At 69.2% G+C, this 17,004-nt stretch carries 16 protein-coding genes and 1 riboswitch; of the genes, 8 read left to right on the top strand and 8 right to left on the bottom strand.

Going from position 1 to position 17,004, the window contains the following annotated elements; translation table 11 throughout:
* Positions 1–53 precede the first annotated feature (53 nt).
* The 4 genes from ABZ348_RS09370 (at position 54) to ABZ348_RS09355 (ending at position 4,706) form a co-directional block, all read left to right on the top strand.
* Positions 54–1,232, top strand: coding sequence for a DUF5931 domain-containing protein (locus tag ABZ348_RS09370; protein ID WP_358931087.1), 1,179 nt, complete (start codon positions 54–56; stop codon positions 1,230–1,232).
* A gap of 209 nt (positions 1,233–1,441) precedes the next feature.
* Positions 1,442–2,149: a response regulator transcription factor gene (locus ABZ348_RS09365; protein ID WP_358930972.1), complete on the top strand. Its 708-nt coding sequence runs from the start codon at positions 1,442–1,444 to the stop codon at positions 2,147–2,149.
* A 429-nt stretch (positions 2,150–2,578) separates the two neighbouring features.
* A complete protein-coding gene (locus ABZ348_RS09360) occupies positions 2,579–3,607 on the top strand; it encodes a 6-phosphofructokinase (RefSeq protein WP_358930971.1) in 1,029 nt (342 codons plus the stop codon).
* A 100-nt stretch (positions 3,608–3,707) separates the two neighbouring features.
* On the top strand, positions 3,708–4,706 hold the full coding sequence (locus ABZ348_RS09355; protein WP_358930969.1) for a 2-hydroxyacid dehydrogenase: 999 nt from the start codon (positions 3,708–3,710) through the stop codon (positions 4,704–4,706).
* A 79-nt stretch (positions 4,707–4,785) separates the two neighbouring features.
* Here the strand turns inward: ABZ348_RS09355 and ABZ348_RS09350 are convergent, their stop codons facing one another.
* Positions 4,786–6,681, bottom strand: a complete 1,896-nt coding sequence (locus ABZ348_RS09350; RefSeq protein ID WP_358930967.1) for an anthranilate synthase family protein — start codon at positions 6,679–6,681, stop codon at positions 4,786–4,788.
* A 369-nt stretch (positions 6,682–7,050) separates the two neighbouring features.
* Here ABZ348_RS09350 and ABZ348_RS09345 point away from each other — a divergent pair, with 369 nt between their 5' ends.
* Both ABZ348_RS09345 and ABZ348_RS09340 read left to right on the top strand, forming a co-directional pair.
* A complete protein-coding gene (locus tag ABZ348_RS09345) occupies positions 7,051–8,403 on the top strand; it encodes a class II 3-deoxy-7-phosphoheptulonate synthase (RefSeq protein WP_358930965.1) in 1,353 nt (450 codons plus the stop codon).
* 154 nt (positions 8,404–8,557) lie between these two features.
* Complete coding sequence (locus ABZ348_RS09340; protein WP_358930964.1) at positions 8,558–8,800, top strand: (2Fe-2S)-binding protein; 243 nt, start codon at positions 8,558–8,560, stop codon at positions 8,798–8,800.
* A gap of 89 nt (positions 8,801–8,889) precedes the next feature.
* On the opposite strand, the gene bfr is transcribed toward ABZ348_RS09340, so the two are convergent.
* Entirely contained in the window at positions 8,890–9,369 is a 480-nt protein-coding gene (bfr, locus tag ABZ348_RS09335) for a bacterioferritin (protein ID WP_358930962.1), read from the bottom strand.
* A gap of 157 nt (positions 9,370–9,526) precedes the next feature.
* Between bfr and ABZ348_RS09330 the strand changes: the two genes are divergently transcribed.
* On the top strand, positions 9,527–10,159 hold the full coding sequence (locus tag ABZ348_RS09330) for a sulfite oxidase-like oxidoreductase (RefSeq protein WP_358930960.1): 633 nt from the start codon (positions 9,527–9,529) through the stop codon (positions 10,157–10,159).
* A 97-nt stretch (positions 10,160–10,256) separates the two neighbouring features.
* On the opposite strand, the gene ABZ348_RS09325 is transcribed toward ABZ348_RS09330, so the two are convergent.
* The 6 genes from ABZ348_RS09325 to thiO all read right to left on the bottom strand — a co-directional run bounded on the left by ABZ348_RS09325 (position 10,257) and on the right by thiO (position 16,429).
* The gene (locus ABZ348_RS09325; RefSeq protein ID WP_358930958.1) at positions 10,257–10,931 is read right to left on the bottom strand and encodes a DUF4396 domain-containing protein; all 675 of its coding nucleotides are present in this window, start codon (positions 10,929–10,931) and stop codon (positions 10,257–10,259) included.
* Positions 10,932–11,003: 72 nt separating this feature from the next.
* The gene (locus ABZ348_RS09320) at positions 11,004–11,855 is read right to left on the bottom strand and encodes a deoxyribonuclease IV (RefSeq protein ID WP_358930956.1); all 852 of its coding nucleotides are present in this window, start codon (positions 11,853–11,855) and stop codon (positions 11,004–11,006) included.
* Positions 11,856–11,979: 124 nt separating this feature from the next.
* Positions 11,980–13,947, bottom strand: coding sequence for a Stk1 family PASTA domain-containing Ser/Thr kinase (pknB, locus tag ABZ348_RS09315; RefSeq protein ID WP_358930954.1), 1,968 nt, complete (start codon positions 13,945–13,947; stop codon positions 11,980–11,982).
* Between the two features lie 212 nt (positions 13,948–14,159).
* Positions 14,160–14,951 carry a thiazole synthase gene (locus ABZ348_RS09310; protein WP_358931085.1) on the bottom strand — a complete coding sequence of 264 codons (792 nt, stop codon included), beginning with the start codon at positions 14,949–14,951 and terminating at the stop codon, positions 14,160–14,162.
* 60 nt (positions 14,952–15,011) lie between these two features.
* The gene (thiS, locus tag ABZ348_RS09305; protein WP_358930952.1) at positions 15,012–15,227 is read right to left on the bottom strand and encodes a sulfur carrier protein ThiS; all 216 of its coding nucleotides are present in this window, start codon (positions 15,225–15,227) and stop codon (positions 15,012–15,014) included.
* A complete protein-coding gene (gene thiO / locus ABZ348_RS09300) occupies positions 15,224–16,429 on the bottom strand; it encodes a glycine oxidase ThiO (RefSeq protein WP_358930950.1) in 1,206 nt (401 codons plus the stop codon). The genes thiS and thiO overlap by 4 nt, the downstream gene beginning before the upstream one ends.
* Positions 16,426–16,539: riboswitch (TPP riboswitch) on the bottom strand. Its footprint overlaps the gene before it by 4 nt.
* 105 nt (positions 16,540–16,644) lie before the next feature.
* Between thiO and ABZ348_RS09295 the strand changes: the two genes are divergently transcribed.
* Positions 16,645–17,001 carry a hypothetical protein gene (locus ABZ348_RS09295; protein WP_358930949.1) on the top strand — a complete coding sequence of 119 codons (357 nt, stop codon included), beginning with the start codon at positions 16,645–16,647 and terminating at the stop codon, positions 16,999–17,001.
* Positions 17,002–17,004 lie beyond the last annotated feature (3 nt).

Genomic DNA, 17,004 nt, shown 5'->3' with positions numbered 1-17,004 from the left:
ACGCCGAGGGTGCCAAGAGGCCGGGGGACGGTCGGGGCCAGCAGGGCGCGCGGATGTCGGTCGAGCTGCCCTTGTGGCGCGCGCTCGCCGGCTACCGCGTGCTGACGATGGTGTACGCGATACTCCTCTTCGCCTTCACCCCCCAGAAGTTCGAGCGTCCCTGGGTGGCGGTCGTCTTCCTGACGGTGATGTCGGTCTGGACGCTGGCCACCCTGCCCCAGGTCTCCAACGCCGCCCGCTGCACCAAGCGCTTCCTGGGCGCGGACCTCACCATCGCGCTCACGGGCATTCTGATCACCCCCCTCGCCGACGTGGACGCACGGCACGTCGACGGGCCCACCCTGCCGTCCATCTGGACCGCGGGCGCCGTCCTCGCCTTCGCCATCAAGGGCGGCTGGCGGTGGGCGGGCTTCGCCTCGTCGCTGGTCGCCGTCGCCAACATCCTTGAGCGCGCCGAGCCCAGCCGGGACACCTTCCATAACGTGCTCCTGGTCTGGGTCGCCTCGATAGCCATCGGATACGTGGTCGAGGTCGCGCGGGCCTCCGAGCGCACCCTGGCCCGGGCACTGGAGATCGAGGCGGTGACCCGGGAGCGCGAGCGGATGGCGCGGGACATCCACGACGGGGTGCTCCAGGTGCTGGCGATGGTGCAGCGCCGCGGCACGGCCCTCGGCGGCGAAGCGGCCGAGTTGGGTCGGATGGCCGGGGAGCAGGAGATCGCCCTGCGTACCCTCGTCTCCCGCGGACTGGTGCCCGTCACGCGCCCGGGTGCCGCCGAGGCCGGCGAGACAACGGTCACCGAGTACGTGCTCGGTGGGGAGGATTACGACGAGTCAGCCCACGAGTGCGATGTCCGCTCCCTCCTCGCCCGTTATGCGGGCCCGCAGGTGACCTTGTCGGAGCCGGGCGCTCCGGTGCAGCTCCCGGCGCTGGCCGCGGCCGAACTGACGGCCGCCGTCGGCGCCGCCCTGGACAACGTGAAGCGCCATGCGGGTGCGGATGCCAACGCCTGGATCCTGGTGGAGGACTGGACGGACGAGGTGATCGTCACCGTCCGGGACGACGGCCCCGGCATTCCGGACGGCCGTCTCGCCCAGGCGGAGGGCGAGGGCAGGCTGGGTGTCGCCCAGTCCATCCGCGGCCGGTTGCGGGATCTGGGCGGCACGGCCGAACTGGTCTCCGTACCGGGGCAGGGAACGGAGGTCGAGTTGAAGGTGCCGCGCCAGCGATGACGTTCGGAGCGCGTTCCGTCGGTGAGACGGCGAGACGGCGAGACGGTGAGACGGCGGGCCCTGCCAGGTCACGGGCGGCCGAACTCCTGCGCCCGCCATCCCCTTCATTTGATTTCGTTCCATTTCAGTTCACTTGTTCATAGGGTCGGTTTCATGGGGTCGATCAATTCACCGAGGGCGATGAGTTCGGCGGGGGAAGGCAGCGGGAGATGACGGAGCAGCAGACGGTCAGGGTGATGGTCGTCGACGACCACCCGATGTGGCGGGACGCGGTCGCCCGCGACCTGGCCGCGGCCGGATTCGACGTGGTGGCCACGGCCGGCGACGGTCGACAGGCGGTACGCCGGGCCAAGGCCACCGTGCCGGACGTCCTCGTACTCGACCTCAACCTTCCCGAGCTCCCCGGTGTGCAGGTGTGCAAGGAAGTGGTCGGCGCACTGCCGGGGGTACGGGTCCTGGTGCTGTCCGCCAGCGGTGAGCACGCGGACGTGCTGGAGGCGGTGAAGTCGGGTGCCACGGGCTATCTGCTGAAGTCCGCGAGCACGCAGGAGCTGACCGATGCCGTGCGCCGCACGGCCGTGGGGGACGCCGTCTTCACCCCGGGGCTGGCCGGTCTGGTGCTCGGGGAGTACCGCAGGCTGGCCACGGAGCCGGCCCCCGCGTCGGGTGCGGACGAGCCCAAGGCCCCGCAGCTGACCGACCGGGAGACCGAGGTGCTGCGGTTGGTCGCCAAGGGGCTCTCGTACAAGCAGATCGCGGAGCGGCTGGTCATCTCCCACCGCACGGTGCAGAACCACGTCCAGAACACCCTCGGCAAGTTGCAACTGCACAACCGGGTGGAACTCGTGCGCTATGCGATAGAACGCGGCATCGACACCCCTGACGGTCCCGAGGTCCCCCGCGGCGGCCGACGTTAGCTTCGCCCCCGACGGCCGGGCCGGGCCCGTGAGCGCTCCGGCGCGCGCCGGGTGGAACATCTCCGCGTCGGTGCGGTGCCCCCGGAAACGGGCGCCGCACCGACGTTTTGGTGTCGCGTTTCAGCAAGTGTCGTGCGAGCCGTCGGGACCCCCGTGGTGATCGTCCCCCTTGCCTGCCTTTGCGCGTTGTGATCACGGCCGTCCGCCGGCGTGCGCCATAGCCACGGCCGGGTGGTGGTGAGCGTGCGAGCACCACCCCGCTCGTAAGAGTGAAAAAGCCCCTCTATGCAGTGCTTCAACGGCCTTAATTAGCGCGGGAATTGGCTATCCCTCGCATCCCACGGTGACGCGTTTCACCACTAGCGTTGCCGTCCTGGGGCCCCCGCGAGAAGACGGATTTGGGGCCCATTCAGGCGAAGGGAAGTATCCATGCGCGTAGGAGTACTGACCGGGGGCGGCGACTGCCCCGGCCTCAACGCCGTCATCCGCGGCGCTGTCCGGAAGGGCATTCAGGAGTACGCGTACGAGTTCGTCGGTTACCGCGACGGATGGCGCGGCCCGCTCGAAGGTGACACGATCCCGCTCGACATCGCGGCAGTACGCGGCATTCTGCCTCGCGGTGGCACCATTCTCGGCTCCTCCCGCACCAACCCGCTCAAAGCCGAAGACGGCGTACGGCGGATCAAGGAAAATCTCGCAAAGCACGAGGTCGATGCATTGATCGCAATTGGCGGCGAGGACACTCTCGGCGTCGCGACAGCGCTCTACGACGAGTACGGAATTCCCTGTGTCGGGGTGCCCAAGACCATCGACAATGATCTTTCCGCAACCGACTACACCTTTGGATTCGACACGGCCGTCGGCATCGCCACCGAGGCGATCGACCGACTGCACACCACGGCCGAGTCGCATATGCGGGTGCTCGTCGTGGAGGTGATGGGCCGGCACGCGGGGTGGATCGCGCTCCACTCGGGTCTCGCGGGCGGCGCCAACGTCATCCTCATCCCCGAGCAGCGGTTCGACGTCGACCAGGTCTGCAAGTGGGTGACCTCGCGTTTCAGAGCCACCTATGCACCGATCGTCGTGGTGGCCGAGGGCGCCATGCCCAAGGACGGCGATGCGGTGCTCAAGGACGGTTCGCTCGACTCCTTCGGGCACGTACGGCTCTCCGGGGTCGGCGAGTGGCTGGCCAAGGAGATCGAGTCCCGTACGGGCAAGGAGGCCCGTACGACGGTTCTCGGCCATGTCCAGCGCGGGGGCACTCCCAGTGCCTTCGACCGCTGGCTGGCGACCCGCTTTGGGCTGCACGCGATCGACGCGGTGCGGGACGGCGACTTCGGCAAGATGGTCGCCCTCCAGGGCACCGACATCGTCCGGGTCCCGATCTCGGACGCGACCTCGAAGCTCAAGACGGTCGACCCGAAGCTCTACGAGGAAGCCGGAGTGTTCTTCGGCTGATCCACACGCTGAACGGCGCCACCGAGGTGTGGGCCGTATATTCGCGATATCCGGACCCTTCGCGATATCCGGCCCACAGCTCACATTCCTGGAGGAAGTCGTGGACGTCCTTGCCTTCGGGGTGCAGGCGGATGAGAAGCCCTTGATCGAAAAGGCATTCGCCGGACTTCACGACGTCCGCTGTGTCGAGGTGTTCCTCAGTCCCGACACCGCGCCCATCGCCGCGGGCTATGAAACGATCTCCACGAGCGTCAACGCCAATCTGAGCGGACCGGTGCTGCAAACCCTGGCGGTCGGCGGTACCAACATGATCGCTCAACGTTCCACAGGATTCAATAATATCGATCTTGAGGTGGCGGAGCGGCTGGGTCTGACCATTGCGAGGGTCTCCTTCTACTCGCCCTACTCCGTGGCCGAGTTCGCCTGGGCGCTGGCCATGGCGGTCAACCGCAGAATTGTCCGTGCATCCGCCCGCACCCGTGATTTCGACTTTCGCCTCGACGGGCTCATGGGCCGTGATCTTCACGGCCGCACGGTCGGTGTGATCGGTACCGGAAAGATCGGCGAGGCATTCACCCGGATCGCCCATGGCCTTGGAATGAACCTCTTGGGCTGGGACATCACCGAGAATCCCGCCTGCGTCGAACTCGGGATGCGGTACGTCGACAAGGACGAACTGCTCGCGTCCGCCGACCTCGTCAGTCTGCATGTGCCCCTGCTCCCCGCCACCCACCACCTGATCGGCCGGGACGCGCTGCGCGCCATGAAGGACGACGCCATCCTGATCAACTCCAGCCGGGGTGGACTGATCGACACGGAAGCCCTGGTGGGCGAGTTGCGCAAGGGCAGGTTCACCGGGGTGGGGCTCGATGTGTACGAGGCGGAGGCCGGACTCTTCTTCCTCGACAAGTCCCTGGAGCCCGTCGAGGACGACACCCTGGCCCGACTGGTCACCTTCCCCCAGGTCCTCGTCACCTCGCACCAGGCGTACTACACCGAGGACGCGGTCGGCCAGATCGTCGCCGCGACCGTGCAGAACGTCAACGACTACGCGGCCGGTCGGCGCACCGGGAACTTCCTCGTCCCGAAGGCGGGCTGATCCGGCGGACGGTACGCGGACGCCGTTCCCGACCGGCCGTGGGCGCGGGCCGTCCCTGACGACGCCCGCACCCGGGGTGTCAGCCGCGCGGCAGCGCCGTGGCCGCCAGAAGCTCGGAGACCACTGCCGGACCGTCCAGGGTCAGCACCGATTCGGGATGGAACTGCACCGAGGCGAAGGCAGCCGACCGCAGCGCATGGACATCACCGGTCAGCGGGTCCCGCGCCGCCTCCACGCCCCGCCCCACGAGTTCCGCGGCCATCCGGTCATCGCAGCGCGCGGTGAAACTGTTGTAGAAGCCGACGGTCCTCGTGCGTCCGAACAGTTCGATGCGCTCCTGCGCGCCCTGGTACGGCTGCGCCTTCCGTACGATCGGCACGCCCAGCTCCGCGGCGATCAGCTCATGGCCCAGACACACGCCCAACAGCCCCTGCGGGCGGCTCGACAGCAGTTCGGCCGTCAGCCCCCGCAGCAGCCGCATCTTCGGATCGGACGCATCGGTGGGATCGCCCGGCCCCGGCCCCAGCACCACCGGTCCCGGATGGGTCAGTGCCGTCTGGCGCAGCCCCGGTTCGTCGAAGCGCCGCACGGTCACCTCCAGCCCAGTGGAGCGCAACAGATACGCCAGCATCGCGGTGAAGGTGTCCTCACCGTCGATCATCAGGGCGTGTCCGGTCGACTCGACGGAACGCTCCTGCATCCGCAGCCAGAACGGGGCCAGCGACGCCCGCCGCGACTCCAGGGCCGCCTGCACCCGGGGGTCGTCCGCCAGCCGGGGACGCTCGGGGCCCTCCTCGCTGCGCCGCGGACCCACGCCGAGCGCCGCCAGTACCCCCGCCGCCTTGGTGCGCGTCTCGGCCACCTCAGCCTCGGGGTCCGAATGCCGCACCAGCGTCGCTCCGACCGCCACCCGCACCCGACCGTCGGCGGAGATGTCGGCCGTACGGATCGTGATGGGGGAGTCCAGCATCTGCTGCCCCCCTGCGTCGACACCGAGGAGGGCGAGCGCGCCCGCGTAGTAGCCGCGGCCCCCCGCCTCGTACCGCCGAATGACCCGACAGGCGTTCTGGACGGGCGATCCGGTGACCGTCGCCGCGAACATCGTCTCCTTCAGCACCTCCCGCACGTCCAGCGACGAGCGCCCGCGGAGTTCGTACTCGGTGTGGGCGAGGTGGGTCATCTCCTTCAGCCGCGGACCGACGACGACTCCGCCCCGGTCGCCGACGGTGCACATCATCTTCAGTTCTTCGTCGACCACCATCGACAGTTCGTCGCGCTCCTTGCCGTCGTCGAGGAAGCGCAGCAGCCCTTCGGCGTCGGGGCCCTCGGGCGGGTAGCGGAACGTGCCGCTGATCGGATTCATCACCACGGTCTCGCCGCTCATCCGCACGTGCACCTCCGGGCTGGCGCCGACCAGCGTGCGCTCCCCGGTGTGCACGACGAAGGTCCAGTACGCACCGCGCTCACCGGCCAGCAGCCTGCGGAACAGCGCCAGCGCGTCCGCCCGGCCGAATCCGGGCACGGCACCGGAGAACGTGCGTCGGATCACGAAGTTCGCCCCCTCGCCCTGACCGATCTCGTCCTCGATCACCCGGCGCACGACCTCGGCGTACTCGGCGTCCCCGATGTCGAAGGCCCCCGATTCGACGCTCACCGCGTGCGCGGGCAGCGTCCGCAGCGCCTCGTCGAGCGGGAGCGTCCAGGACTCGTCCGCGACCAGCACGCTCAGGGGCGTCCCGTCGTCGTGGACGTCGAAACCCCGTTCCGCGATCTGCCGGAAGGGGACGAGCGCGAGCGAGGGGCGCTGGGAGACGGGGAGCTCGGCGAGGGTTTCGACCTCCCGTACCGAACCGATCAGGACCTCCACCAGGTTCTGATCGTGGCCGGGGGTGCGTCTGCGCAGCAGCGCGAAGGGGGGACATGCGTCGTCGAGGAGTCGACCGAGGTTCTGCGGGGGTGTTGCGGCGGTTGCCATCCGGGCTGTTCCTTCCGAGGAGAGGAGGAGGAACGGCCCGTTTCGCTGCGGAAACACCGAAGGCCGCCCCTCGGGCGGCCTGTGGGAGTTCCGATTGCGCCGTGCGCAGTCAGTGGGCCGCCGAGTGAGCGGTCCACCACCAGTTCTGCTGCACATGTGCGGTCACGCCGCGAACTGTAGCGCACAGGGGATCGAGGACGACGGCTGTGACCAAAACCACCTCGCGCCCGGGAGGAGCGCCAAAGTCGCGCCCCACCCGCCCCATCGCACGCCCCCGTGCCCATGGACCCGCTCCCGGGCCGGGGCGATCCCTGTCCAGAGTGTGAGCGGCCGGGGAGTACGGCCCGGCGACGTCGTAACCTAAAGAGCGTGACGATGAACGTTGAGAGCTCAGCTGCCCCGGTGCCCACCTGGCGAAACCTGCCTGCCGCGCAGCAGCCCGAGTATCCCGATCCCGAAGCTCTTCGCGGGGTCGTCGCCGAGCTGGAGAGCTACCCCCCGCTGGTCTTCGCGGGGGAGTGCGACCAACTGCGCGCCCGGATGGCTGCCGTCGCCCGCGGAGAGGCGTTCCTGCTCCAGGGCGGCGACTGCGCCGAGTCCTTCGAAGCCGTGGGCGCCGACGACATCCGCGCCAAGCTGAAGACCCTGCTCCAGATGGGAGCGGTCCTGACCTACGCGGCATCCGTCCCCGTGGTGAAGGTCGGTCGCATCGCGGGCCAGTACTCCAAGCCGCGGTCCAAGCCCACCGAGACCCGCGACGGACTGACGCTGCCGACCTACCGCGGCGACTCCGTCAACGGCTTCGACTTCACCGAAGAGGCCCGCGTCCCGGACCCCGAGCGGCTGAAGCGGATGTACAACGCCTCCGCGGCCACGCTCAACCTGGTGCGCGCCTTCACCACCGGCGGTTACGCGGACCTGCGCCAGGTGCACGCCTGGAACCAGGACTTCGTGAAGTCCTCCCCGTCCGGTCAGCGTTACGAACAGCTCGCCCGCGAGATCGACAACGCCCTCAACTTCATGGAGGCGTGCGGCACCGATCCCGCGGAGTTCCGTACGGTCGAGTTCTTCGCCTCGCACGAGGCGCTGTTGCTCGACTACGAGTCGGCGCTCACGCGGATCGACTCCCGCACCGGGCACCTGTACGACGTTTCCGGCCACATGGTCTGGATCGGCGAGCGCACCCGCCAGCTGGACGGGGCGCACATCGAGTTCGCCTCGAAGATCCGCAACCCCATCGGCATCAAGTTGGGCCCGACCACCACCGTGGACGACGCCCTCCAGTACATCGACCGTCTCGACCGGGACCGCGAGCCGGGCCGGTTGACCTTCATCGTCCGCATGGGCGCCGACAAGGTCCGCGACAAGCTTCCGGAGCTGGTCGAGAAGGTCACCGCGTCGGGTGCGACCGTCGCCTGGGTCACCGACCCGATGCACGGCAACACCTTCGAGGCCGCTTCCGGCCACAAGACGCGGCGGTTCGACGACGTCCTCGACGAGGTCAAGGGCTTCTTCGAGGTCCACAAGGCGTTGGGCACCCACCCGGGCGGCATTCACGTCGAGCTGACCGGCGACGACGTCACCGAGTGCGTGGGCGGCGGTGACGAGATCTTCGTCGACGACCTCCACCAGCGGTACGAGACGGCCTGCGACCCCCGGCTGAACCGCAGCCAGTCGCTGGACCTGGCCTTCCTGGTCGCCGAGATGTACCGCGACCAGTGAGCTGATCAGCAGTTTTGAGTGTGATGTGGGGCACGTATCCATGTGATACGTGCCCCACACTGTTTTCAGCCACCCTCAAGGCGGGTAAGGTTAGGTTTGCCTCACCGATCAATCGGAAAAGGCGCGCCCCAGATCCCATCGGCCCGTCGGGGAGGTGACCCGCGTGTACGTCTGCTCATGCTTCGGCATCACCGAGAAGCAGGTGAAGGAGCACGCTGACGCCGGCGCCCACACTCCGCGCCAAATAGCGTCCGCCTGCAAGGCGGGCACCGACTGCGGGTCATGCGTGCGGCGCATCCAGTCGATCCTCGGCCGCGGCAACTGCCCACGGCGTGAGCTGCTCGACCAGGGCAAGCCGGCTCTGAGGGCCGTATCGGAGCTGAACGAGGCCGCCTGAGGCGGTGCCCGACGAACCGGATCCGATGGATTCCCGTCGATCACCAACGGTCGTCCGCCCGATGGTTCGAGCACCCCGCTGGAAGGCGCTCAGCTCTCCGGCTGCTCGATCAGCTGGGCGATGTAGAGCGGCTCACCCAACTTCTCGACCAGTTCCAACTGGGTGTCGAGATAGTCGATGTGGTGTTCCTCGTCCTCAAGGATCGACTCGAAGATGTTCGCCGACGTGATGTCGCCCTTGGTGCGCATGACCTCGATGCCACGCTTGAGCCGGTCGATCGCCTCGACCTCGACCTGTCGATCGGCCTGGAACATCTCGGTGACCGTCTGGCCGATCCGCACGTGGAACAGCCGCTGGTAGTTCGGCAGGCCGTCGAGGAAGAGGATGCGGTCGGTCAGCACCTCTGCGTGCTTCATCTCATCGAACGACTCGGCCCGGGTGTACTTGGCAAGCTTCGTCCAACCGAAGTTCTCCTGCATCTTCGCGTGGAGGAAGTACTGGTTGATCGCCGTCAGCTCGGCCGTGAGCTGTTCATTGAGGAACTCGATGACCTCGGGGTCGCCCTGCATCGCAGAAGCTCCTTCCACGTGTGTGGCTCGGGGGCAGGTCCGCGCATCCTTGCATCGCCATAGTGAGCCGTCCAGTAAGTGCCTCCTTAGTAGGAGTTGCCCGAATCGGGCCAGACCTGGTCATGACCACCCCTCCCGGTCTGTCACCATGGAACGCATGGGTCAGCCGGAGAGCCGGGATTACCGCGCAGCAGAGGAGTCCACGCTTCCACCGGGACAGCGAGTCCAGCGCGGTTGGCCCGTTACCCACTATGGTCCGGTACCCAAATTCAAGGCGGACCGTTGGGAATTCAGGGTGTTCGGGGCGACGGCCGACGGGGACAAGCACTGCTGGAGCCATGAGGAATTCTCCGCATTGCCGTTTTCCACCGTGGTGGCCGATCTGCACTGCGTGACGAAGTTCAGCATGTTGGGGGCCGAATGGGGCGGTGTGCCCGCCTCCGTCATCGTCGATCTCGCGCCGCCTGCGGATGACGTCACGCATGTCATGGTCTGGGCCGAGTACGGCTTCAGCGCCAACATGCGACTCTCCGACTTCACGGCCGAGCGCACGATTTTCGCCACGCACAAGGACGGTGAACTGCTCACGGCGGAGCATGGGTTTCCGCTCCGCCTGGTGGTTCCGCATCTCTACGCCTGGAAGGGGCCCAAATGGGTCCGGGGCGTGGAGTACATGACGGCGGACCGCCGCGGGTTCTGGGAGGAGCGCGGCTATCACAACCTGGGCGACCCCTGGGAGGAGCAGCGGTACTCCTATCAGGAGGAACCCGGGGACGGCCCTGAGCTGTAGTGACACGTGACAAGGGCCCTGGCGCGCGCCAGGGCCCTTCGTCGTGCGGTGCCGTTGTCGGTTGTTGTGGAGCCTGCTCGTCCCCGTGCAACTCGCCTCAGTGGAACTGGTGCATGACGGCGTGGCCCTTGCCCCGGCCGATCAGCCACTTGTTCACCGGAGTGGTGACGAGGAAGGCGACGGCGAAGGCGATCGCCAGCGCGTACCAGAACAAGCCATCGGACAGTTGGGCGTGCATGGCTCCGGGCCAGAGCGCGAGCACGCTGTTGTCCGTGATCTCCATGACCAGGATGGAGAGCGTGTCGGCGGCCAGGGCGACCTTGACCGCAGCCTTGAAGCTGAGGCCGGCACGCAGGATCGTGATCATGGTGAACGAGTAGCCGAAGATGAAGGCGAGGAAGATGGCGAGCGCCATCGTCGGAACGTTGTGCCAGCCCAGGGCCGTACCGATCACCATGCCCAGCACTTCACCGATGGCGCAGCCGATGAGACAGTGGAGGGTCGCCCGGGCCGCCATGGACCAGCTGACGCCGTCCTCGTGCGCGCTGTGGTCGTCGTGCGCGCTGTGGCCTTCGTGTCCGCCCGGTCCTTCGTGCCCGCTGTGCTCCGCCCCGCTCGGCGGATGTGCTCCGTGTGGTGAGTGTTCCGTGTGTTCTATGTGATCAGCGTGGTGCTCATGTCCTGAGTGCTGGGTGTGCTGGGCGTGCTCGTGGCCCGTTCCGTTCGGGCTTCCAGGGTGGCCCGCCGGGTGGCCGTGAGCGTCGTGCTGCATGAGGGATCCCCCGAGTTGGGTGTGAGGTTCCTGCGAACAGACAGAAACCTTATACCCCCACAGGGTATTTGGTCAGGGGCGGAGGGCCTTCAACCGCTCCACGTCGGCAGCGTGCCCCTGTGGCCCTCCGGGTGTTTCGATGACCAGCGGTACCCCTTCGGTCGCCGGATGGCGCAGCAACCGTCCGAACGCCTCCGCGCCGATGTGACCGGCACCGATGTTGGCGTGCCGGTCCTTGCGCGCACCGGCCGCCTCCTGGGAGTCATTGGCGTGGATCAGCTTGAGCCGGCCCTCGCCCACCGTCTCCACCAGCAGGTCGAGCGTCCGCTGCACTCCGAGCGGGTCCGCCAGATCATGTCCCGCCGCGTGGATGTGGCAGGTGTCCAAGCAGATGCCGAGTTTGGGGTGGGCGTCCAGGGCGTCGAAGTAGGGGCCGAAGTCCTCCGCGCGGGAGCAGAGCGAGAAGCCCTGTCCGGCGGTGGACTCCAGCAGGAGGAACGGATCGTCGTCGTGCGTCAACTCGTCCAACAGCGGCAGCATCAACTCCCTGGCCTGCGCCAACGCCACCTCACGGGTGCGACCCCCGGTGGCGGAACCGGTGTGGACGACGACGCCCCGCGCACCGATCTGCCGCCCCCTGCGCAGGGAGTGCCGCAGCGACTCCACCGACTTCTCGGCGGTCGCCTCGGTGTGGGACCCGAAGTTGATCAGATAGGGCGCATGGACCCAAGCGGTCAACCCGGCTTCGGCACACCCGGCACGGAACCGTTCGTCCTGTGCCGGGTTCCCCGGTGGTGTCGCCCAGCCGCGCGGATTGGCCACGAAGACCTGGACGGTCTCGGCCTTCAACTCGTGCGCGTAACCGAGACCGGTGGTCGCCAGACCTCCCGCCACGGGGACATGACCGCCGACGGGGTTTCGCATGGGGGTTCTCGCTGTTCTCATCAGGGGAGGGGCGGGGCGCGGTGGACATCCTGGGACGTGCGACGAGCACGCCCCACTCGATGCCGGACCGTGGCCGGGGCGGTGGTTCACCGGGACACGGTGATCACAGACCCTTGATCTTGATGGTGACCGTGCTGTTCTCCGGTGCCTCGTCGTCGCCGCCGGGCGACTGGCTCTCCACCGTGTCACCGAGGTACGGGAAGTTCTTCTCGGTCTTCACCCGGAAGCCGGCGGCCTCCAGTGCGCTCTTGGCCTCGCCGGCGCTCTGCCCCACCACATCGGGGACCGCCACCATCCGCGGGCCCTTCGACACCGTCAACGTCACGGTGTCACCGCTGGCGAGCCGGGTGCCCGAAGGTGCGGACTGCCGGGCCACCGTGCCCGCCGCCTCGGGTGCGTGGACCTGCTCGGCGGCCACCGAGACCTCGAATCCGGCGCCCTCCAGCACGCTCGTCGCTTCCTGCACCGGGCGCCCGGCGACATCGGGCACCGTGATCGGTGCGCCCTTGCTCACCACGATGGCCACCGCGGAGTCCGGGCTGCGGCCGGCCCCCGCACCCGGGTCCGTACGGATCACCGCGCCCTGGGGAACCTCCTGGCTGAACGCCTTGGTCACCACCCCGGGTGCCAGCCCGAGGTCCCGTAGGGTCCGTTCCGCGTCGTCCAGTGATTCGCCCCGGAGATCGGGCACCCGGACGATCTCCGGGCCGCGCGAGATGATGAGCGTGACCGATCCATTGCCGCGGATGCGCTCGTGGGTGGCCGGATCGCTGCTGATGACGGTTCCGCGGTCGACCGTCTCGCTGAACTCCTTGCGGACGTCGCGCACGTCGAGGCCGGCAGTCCGGAGGTCCTGGCGGGCTTCCTTCTCGGTCTTGCCGATGAGGGCGGGAACGCGGGTGAACTGGCCGGAATTGATGTACCAAACGCCCGCACCCACGCCGAGTACCAGCAGTACGGCCGTGAGGGCCGCGATGATGCCGCGGCGGGGCAGGGCGAGCCGCCGGCGCCCGCCGGGACGGTCCGGGGTCATCGGGGGCAGGACCAGCCGAGCCGTGTGGCTGACGCCGGACTCCGGTGCCGGCAGGGCCCTGCTGATCACGTCCGTGCGCTCCTGGCCGTCCGCGCGGCCGGCGGGCGGCTCCCGGTCGGCGCTGGACCGGTCGGCGCTGGACCGGGTGGCGTCGACGGCCGAAGCCCGGGGCGGCATCCGATCGAGTTGTTCGTCACTGAGCCCGGCCCGCGCCCGACGCGCCCTGGCCAGCAGTGCCACCGCGTCGTCGGGGCGCGCATCGGGATTGCGGGCGGTGGCCCTCGCCACCAGGTCGTCCAGTTCCGCCGCGAGCCCGGGCGCCAGCGCGGACGGTGGCTGAACGTCCTCGTGGAGGTGCTGGTAGAGCACGTGCGCCGGTGTCTGGCCGCCGTACGGTTTGGCGCCGGTGAGCATCTCGTAGAGCACGACGCCGCACGCGTACACATCGGTGCGGGTGTCGGACGTGCCGTCCTCGATCTGCTCGGGGGCGAGGTAGGACACCGTGCCGAGGACCGTGCCGGTGGTGTTGGTGACCGAGCCCACGGCGCGCACCAGTCCAAAATCGGCCACCTTGACCCGGCCGTCGTCCCCTATGAGGACGTTCTCCGGCTTGATGTCGCGGTGGACGAAACCGGCGCGATGGGCCGCGCCCAGGGCGGCGAGCACGGCTTCCAGGATGTCCAGCGCCGCCCGCGGCTGGAGTGCGCCCCGCTCCCGCAGTACGTCACGCAGGGTGCAGCCGGCGACGTACTCCATCGCCAGGTAGACGTAGGCGCCCTCGGCGCCCTGGTCGAAGACCGCGACCACATTGGGGTGCGCCAGCCGCGCCACCGACTTGGCCTCGCGGATGAAGCGCTCGACGAAGGTGACGTCGGTCGCGAGGGCCGGGTGCATGACCTTGAGGGCGAGCTCGCGGTCGAGACGGGTGTCGACGGCCCGGTAGACCGTGGCCATACCGCCGACGGCGATGCGCGCGTCGACGCGGTAGCGGCCGTCGAGCAGCTGCCCGACGAGGGGGTCCTGGAGGGTCGTGTCCACGCAGCGATTCTACGAGCCGGTACCGACAGGACGATCTGGTCGCGTCCGTACCGCAGCAGAGCTGTGACAGCCCGCGCGCACCGGCGGGCCTGCGCTTACCCCGCCGCCGGACGCCCGCCCCGCCGCCGGGGACCGGGGTGGACCGCGTCCGGCGGGCGCCGTTGCGCAGCCGTGCGCGACCTGGCGGAGCGGGGCGTTCCGCGACAGCACGCCTAGAACGCGGGGCGCTCGGGGTCGAACTCCGCCCTGCCGGCCTCCGGCGACGACGCCAGGGCGAAGTGCCGGCGGGGGATGCGTCCGGCGCGCCGGGCGAGGCGGCCGGCCGTGACCGCGTGCCGCATCGCGTGCGCCATCAGCACCGGTTCCTGGGCGCGGGTGACCGCTGATGCGAGCATCACCGCTGCGCACCCCAGCTCCATGGCGAACGCGGCATCGGACGCGGTGCCCGCGCCCGCGTCGAGGATCACGGGCACCTGCGCCCGCTCGGTGATCAGCTGGAAGTTGTGGGGATTGCGGATACCCAGCCCGGAACCGATCGGGGACCCGAGGGGCATCACCGCTGCGCACCCCGCGTCCTCCAGCTTCCGGGCCAGGATCGGATCGTCGTTCGTGTAGGGCAGTACGGTGAAACCGTCGTCGACCAGAGTTTCCGCCGCATCGAGCAATTCGACCGGATCGGGCAGCAGGGTCCGTTCGTCGGCGACGACCTCCAGCTTGATCCAGTCGGTGCCGAGGGCCTCACGGGCGAGCCGGGCGGTGAGGACGGCCTCGCCCGCGGTGAAGCAGCCCGCCGTGTTGGGCAGGACCCGGATGCCGAGTTCGGCGAGGACCGAGAGCACCGAGCCTTGGACGGTGGGATCGAGGCGGCGCATGGCCACCGTGGTGAGTTCGGTGCCGCTGGCCACGAGGGCGCGTTCCAGGACGTCGAGACTGGGCGCCCCGCCCGTACCCATGATCAGTCGGGAGGTGAAGGCGGTGTCCGCGATGAGCAGCGGATCGTCCAAGCCGGTGTCAGCGGGAGGGCCGGGAGCGTCGGTGGGGGCAGAGGCGGGTGTGGACACGGGTCAGCCTCCCTGAACAGCGGTGAGCACTTCGATGCGGTCTCCGTCGTCGAGGAGGGTCAGCTCCCAGCGGCTACGGGGCACCACGGTCTCGTTCACCGCTGCCGCGACGCCCGTCGGGGCGGCGGTGAGCTCGGCGACCAGGGCGCCCAGGGTGGTTCCGGCGGAGACTTCGCGCCTTTCGCCGTTGATGGACACCGCCACGGGGTGAGTGTTCATGCGGAGTGCTCCTGGGCGAGGGGTGCGAAACGGTGCGGGGTGAAGGGGAGCGCCTCGTCGGGCAGTACGCCGCGGACGAGCACCGAAGCCATCGCATCGGCGGTCAGCGGGGTGAGTAGGACGCCATTGCGGTAGTGCCCCGTGGCGAGCAGCAGGCCGGGCAGCGCGGTCGGGCCGAGGAGGGGGGCGTTGTCCGGGGTGCCGGGGCGCAGTCCGGCCCTGGTCTCGACGAGGGGCAGTTCGGTGATGCCGGGGACCAGTTCATGGGCGTCGCGCAGCAGTTCGTAGACGCCTCCCGCGGTGACCGTGGTGTCCCACCCCAGCTCCTCGCTGGTGGCCCCGACGACCAGTTCGCCGTCCTGCCGCGGCACCAGGTAGACGGAGCCGCCCCGCACGACCGCCCGTACGGTCCGGGACAGGAAGGGGGCGAAGGCGGCAGGCACCCGGAGGCGCAGGACCTGGCCCTTGACCGGTCGTACCGGGGGCAGCACGTGCGGCGGCACCCCGTCCAGCTCCCTGCTGAAGCTGCCGCCGGCGAGTACGGTCTGTTCGGCGCGGACCTCTTGCCCGTCGGCGAGCCGCACGCCCACCGCCCGGTCACCGCGCACGGTGAGGGACTGCGCCCAGTCGCGGTGGAAGACCACGCCGGCGCGTTCGCAGGCGGTGAGCAACGCCGAGGTGAGCCGTCGCGGGTCGACCTGGTGGTCGCCGTCCACCCGCAGTCCGCCGCGTACGCCGGGGGCGAGCATCGGTTCGAGACGTCGGCATTCGCGGCCCGAGAGCCACTGGGAGTCCAGGCCGGAGCGCTGCTGAAGGGCGTGGAGCTCCCGCAGATGGGCCCGGTCGTCGCTGTCGAGCGCCACCGCCAGGGTGCCGCAGGGGCGGTAGCCGACCTCCTGGCCGCTGCACTCCTCCAGTTCGGCGGTGAAGTCCGGGTAGCGCTGCGCGGATTCCAGATTGAGGGCGAGCAGGGTCTGCTCGCCGTAGTGGAGTTCGGTGACGGCGGCGAGCATTCCCGCCGCCACCTGGGCCGCTCCACCGCCCGGTGCAGGATCGACGACGGCGACGCCCAGACCGTGTTGGGCGGTTCGCCAGGCGGTGGCGAGGCCGATGATTCCGCCCCCGACGACGAGGACGTCGGTGCTCTTGGACGGTGCGTGCGCGCCCTGCGCTGTGGCGCGGGTGCGGGGGACGTACGGCACGGTGGGCCAGCTCCTCCCTTCGCCGGCATGACCCGGATCAGGTTCGTACGGTCGGAGGCCGGCCAGCCCCCCTCTCAGCCCGGTGCGTCCGGGCTCCCGCGAGTGCTTTACGGTGGCCACCCTAACCCCCGGCCCCAACTCGCGTCAGAGGGTCGGCCGCGCACCGCCGTGGCCGGTGCGACCGAGTGGGCCCCAGGCGCAAGGGAGCGCGGAGCATGGCAAGGTCACTCGACGGGCTCGTCCTCGCCCCGGTCGCCGATCAGGCACCGGGTCAGGTGGGCACCAGCACCCGGTTCGCGTACCACGAGCGGGACGGTCGGATCTGGGCCGAGTACGAGGGTGGCGACGTGGTCCGCGGCTATCTGGTCGGCAGTCGTGAGAATGACCGGATCGACTTCCGCTACGTCCAGCTCAAGGCCGACGGGACCACGTCGTCGGGGCACTGCGTCTCCGAGGTCGTCGACCTGCCCGACGGGCGGGTCAGATTGGACGAGACCTGGGAGTGGGAGTCGCAGGAGGGCAGCGGTACGAGCGTGGTCGAAGAGGTCCCCGCAGACGCCCTGCTTTCCTGACGT

The sequence above is a fragment of the Streptomyces sp. NPDC005963 genome, assembly GCF_040638655.1.
GTDB lineage: Bacteria > Actinomycetota > Actinomycetes > Streptomycetales > Streptomycetaceae > Streptomyces.
Note: the sequence above shows the minus strand (reverse complement) of the source record. Positions and strands in the feature narration are given on the sequence as shown.

What these genes read in the sequence shown, in the direction of transcription:
- ABZ348_RS09360 (WP_358930971.1), top strand. Translation starts at nt 2,579, where the DNA reads ATGCGCGTAGGAGTACTGACCGGGGGCGGCGACTGCCCCGGCCTCAAC.
- ABZ348_RS09370 (WP_358931087.1), top strand. Translation starts at nt 54, where the DNA reads ATGTCGGTCGAGCTGCCCTTGTGGCGCGCGCTCGCCGGCTACCGCGTG.
- ABZ348_RS09330 (WP_358930960.1), top strand. Translation starts at nt 9,527, where the DNA reads ATGGGTCAGCCGGAGAGCCGGGATTACCGCGCAGCAGAGGAGTCCACG.
- ABZ348_RS09295 (WP_358930949.1), top strand. Translation starts at nt 16,645, where the DNA reads ATGGCAAGGTCACTCGACGGGCTCGTCCTCGCCCCGGTCGCCGATCAG.
- ABZ348_RS09325 (WP_358930958.1), bottom strand. Translation starts at nt 10,931, where the DNA reads ATGCAGCACGACGCTCACGGCCACCCGGCGGGCCACCCTGGAAGCCCG.
- bfr (WP_358930962.1), bottom strand. Translation starts at nt 9,369, where the DNA reads ATGCAGGGCGACCCCGAGGTCATCGAGTTCCTCAATGAACAGCTCACG.
- thiS (WP_358930952.1), bottom strand. Translation starts at nt 15,227, where the DNA reads ATGAACACTCACCCCGTGGCGGTGTCCATCAACGGCGAAAGGCGCGAA.
- ABZ348_RS09320 (WP_358930956.1), bottom strand. Translation starts at nt 11,855, where the DNA reads ATGCGAAACCCCGTCGGCGGTCATGTCCCCGTGGCGGGAGGTCTGGCG.
- ABZ348_RS09350 (WP_358930967.1), bottom strand. Translation starts at nt 6,681, where the DNA reads ATGGCAACCGCCGCAACACCCCCGCAGAACCTCGGTCGACTCCTCGAC.
- ABZ348_RS09365 (WP_358930972.1), top strand. Translation starts at nt 1,442, where the DNA reads ATGACGGAGCAGCAGACGGTCAGGGTGATGGTCGTCGACGACCACCCG.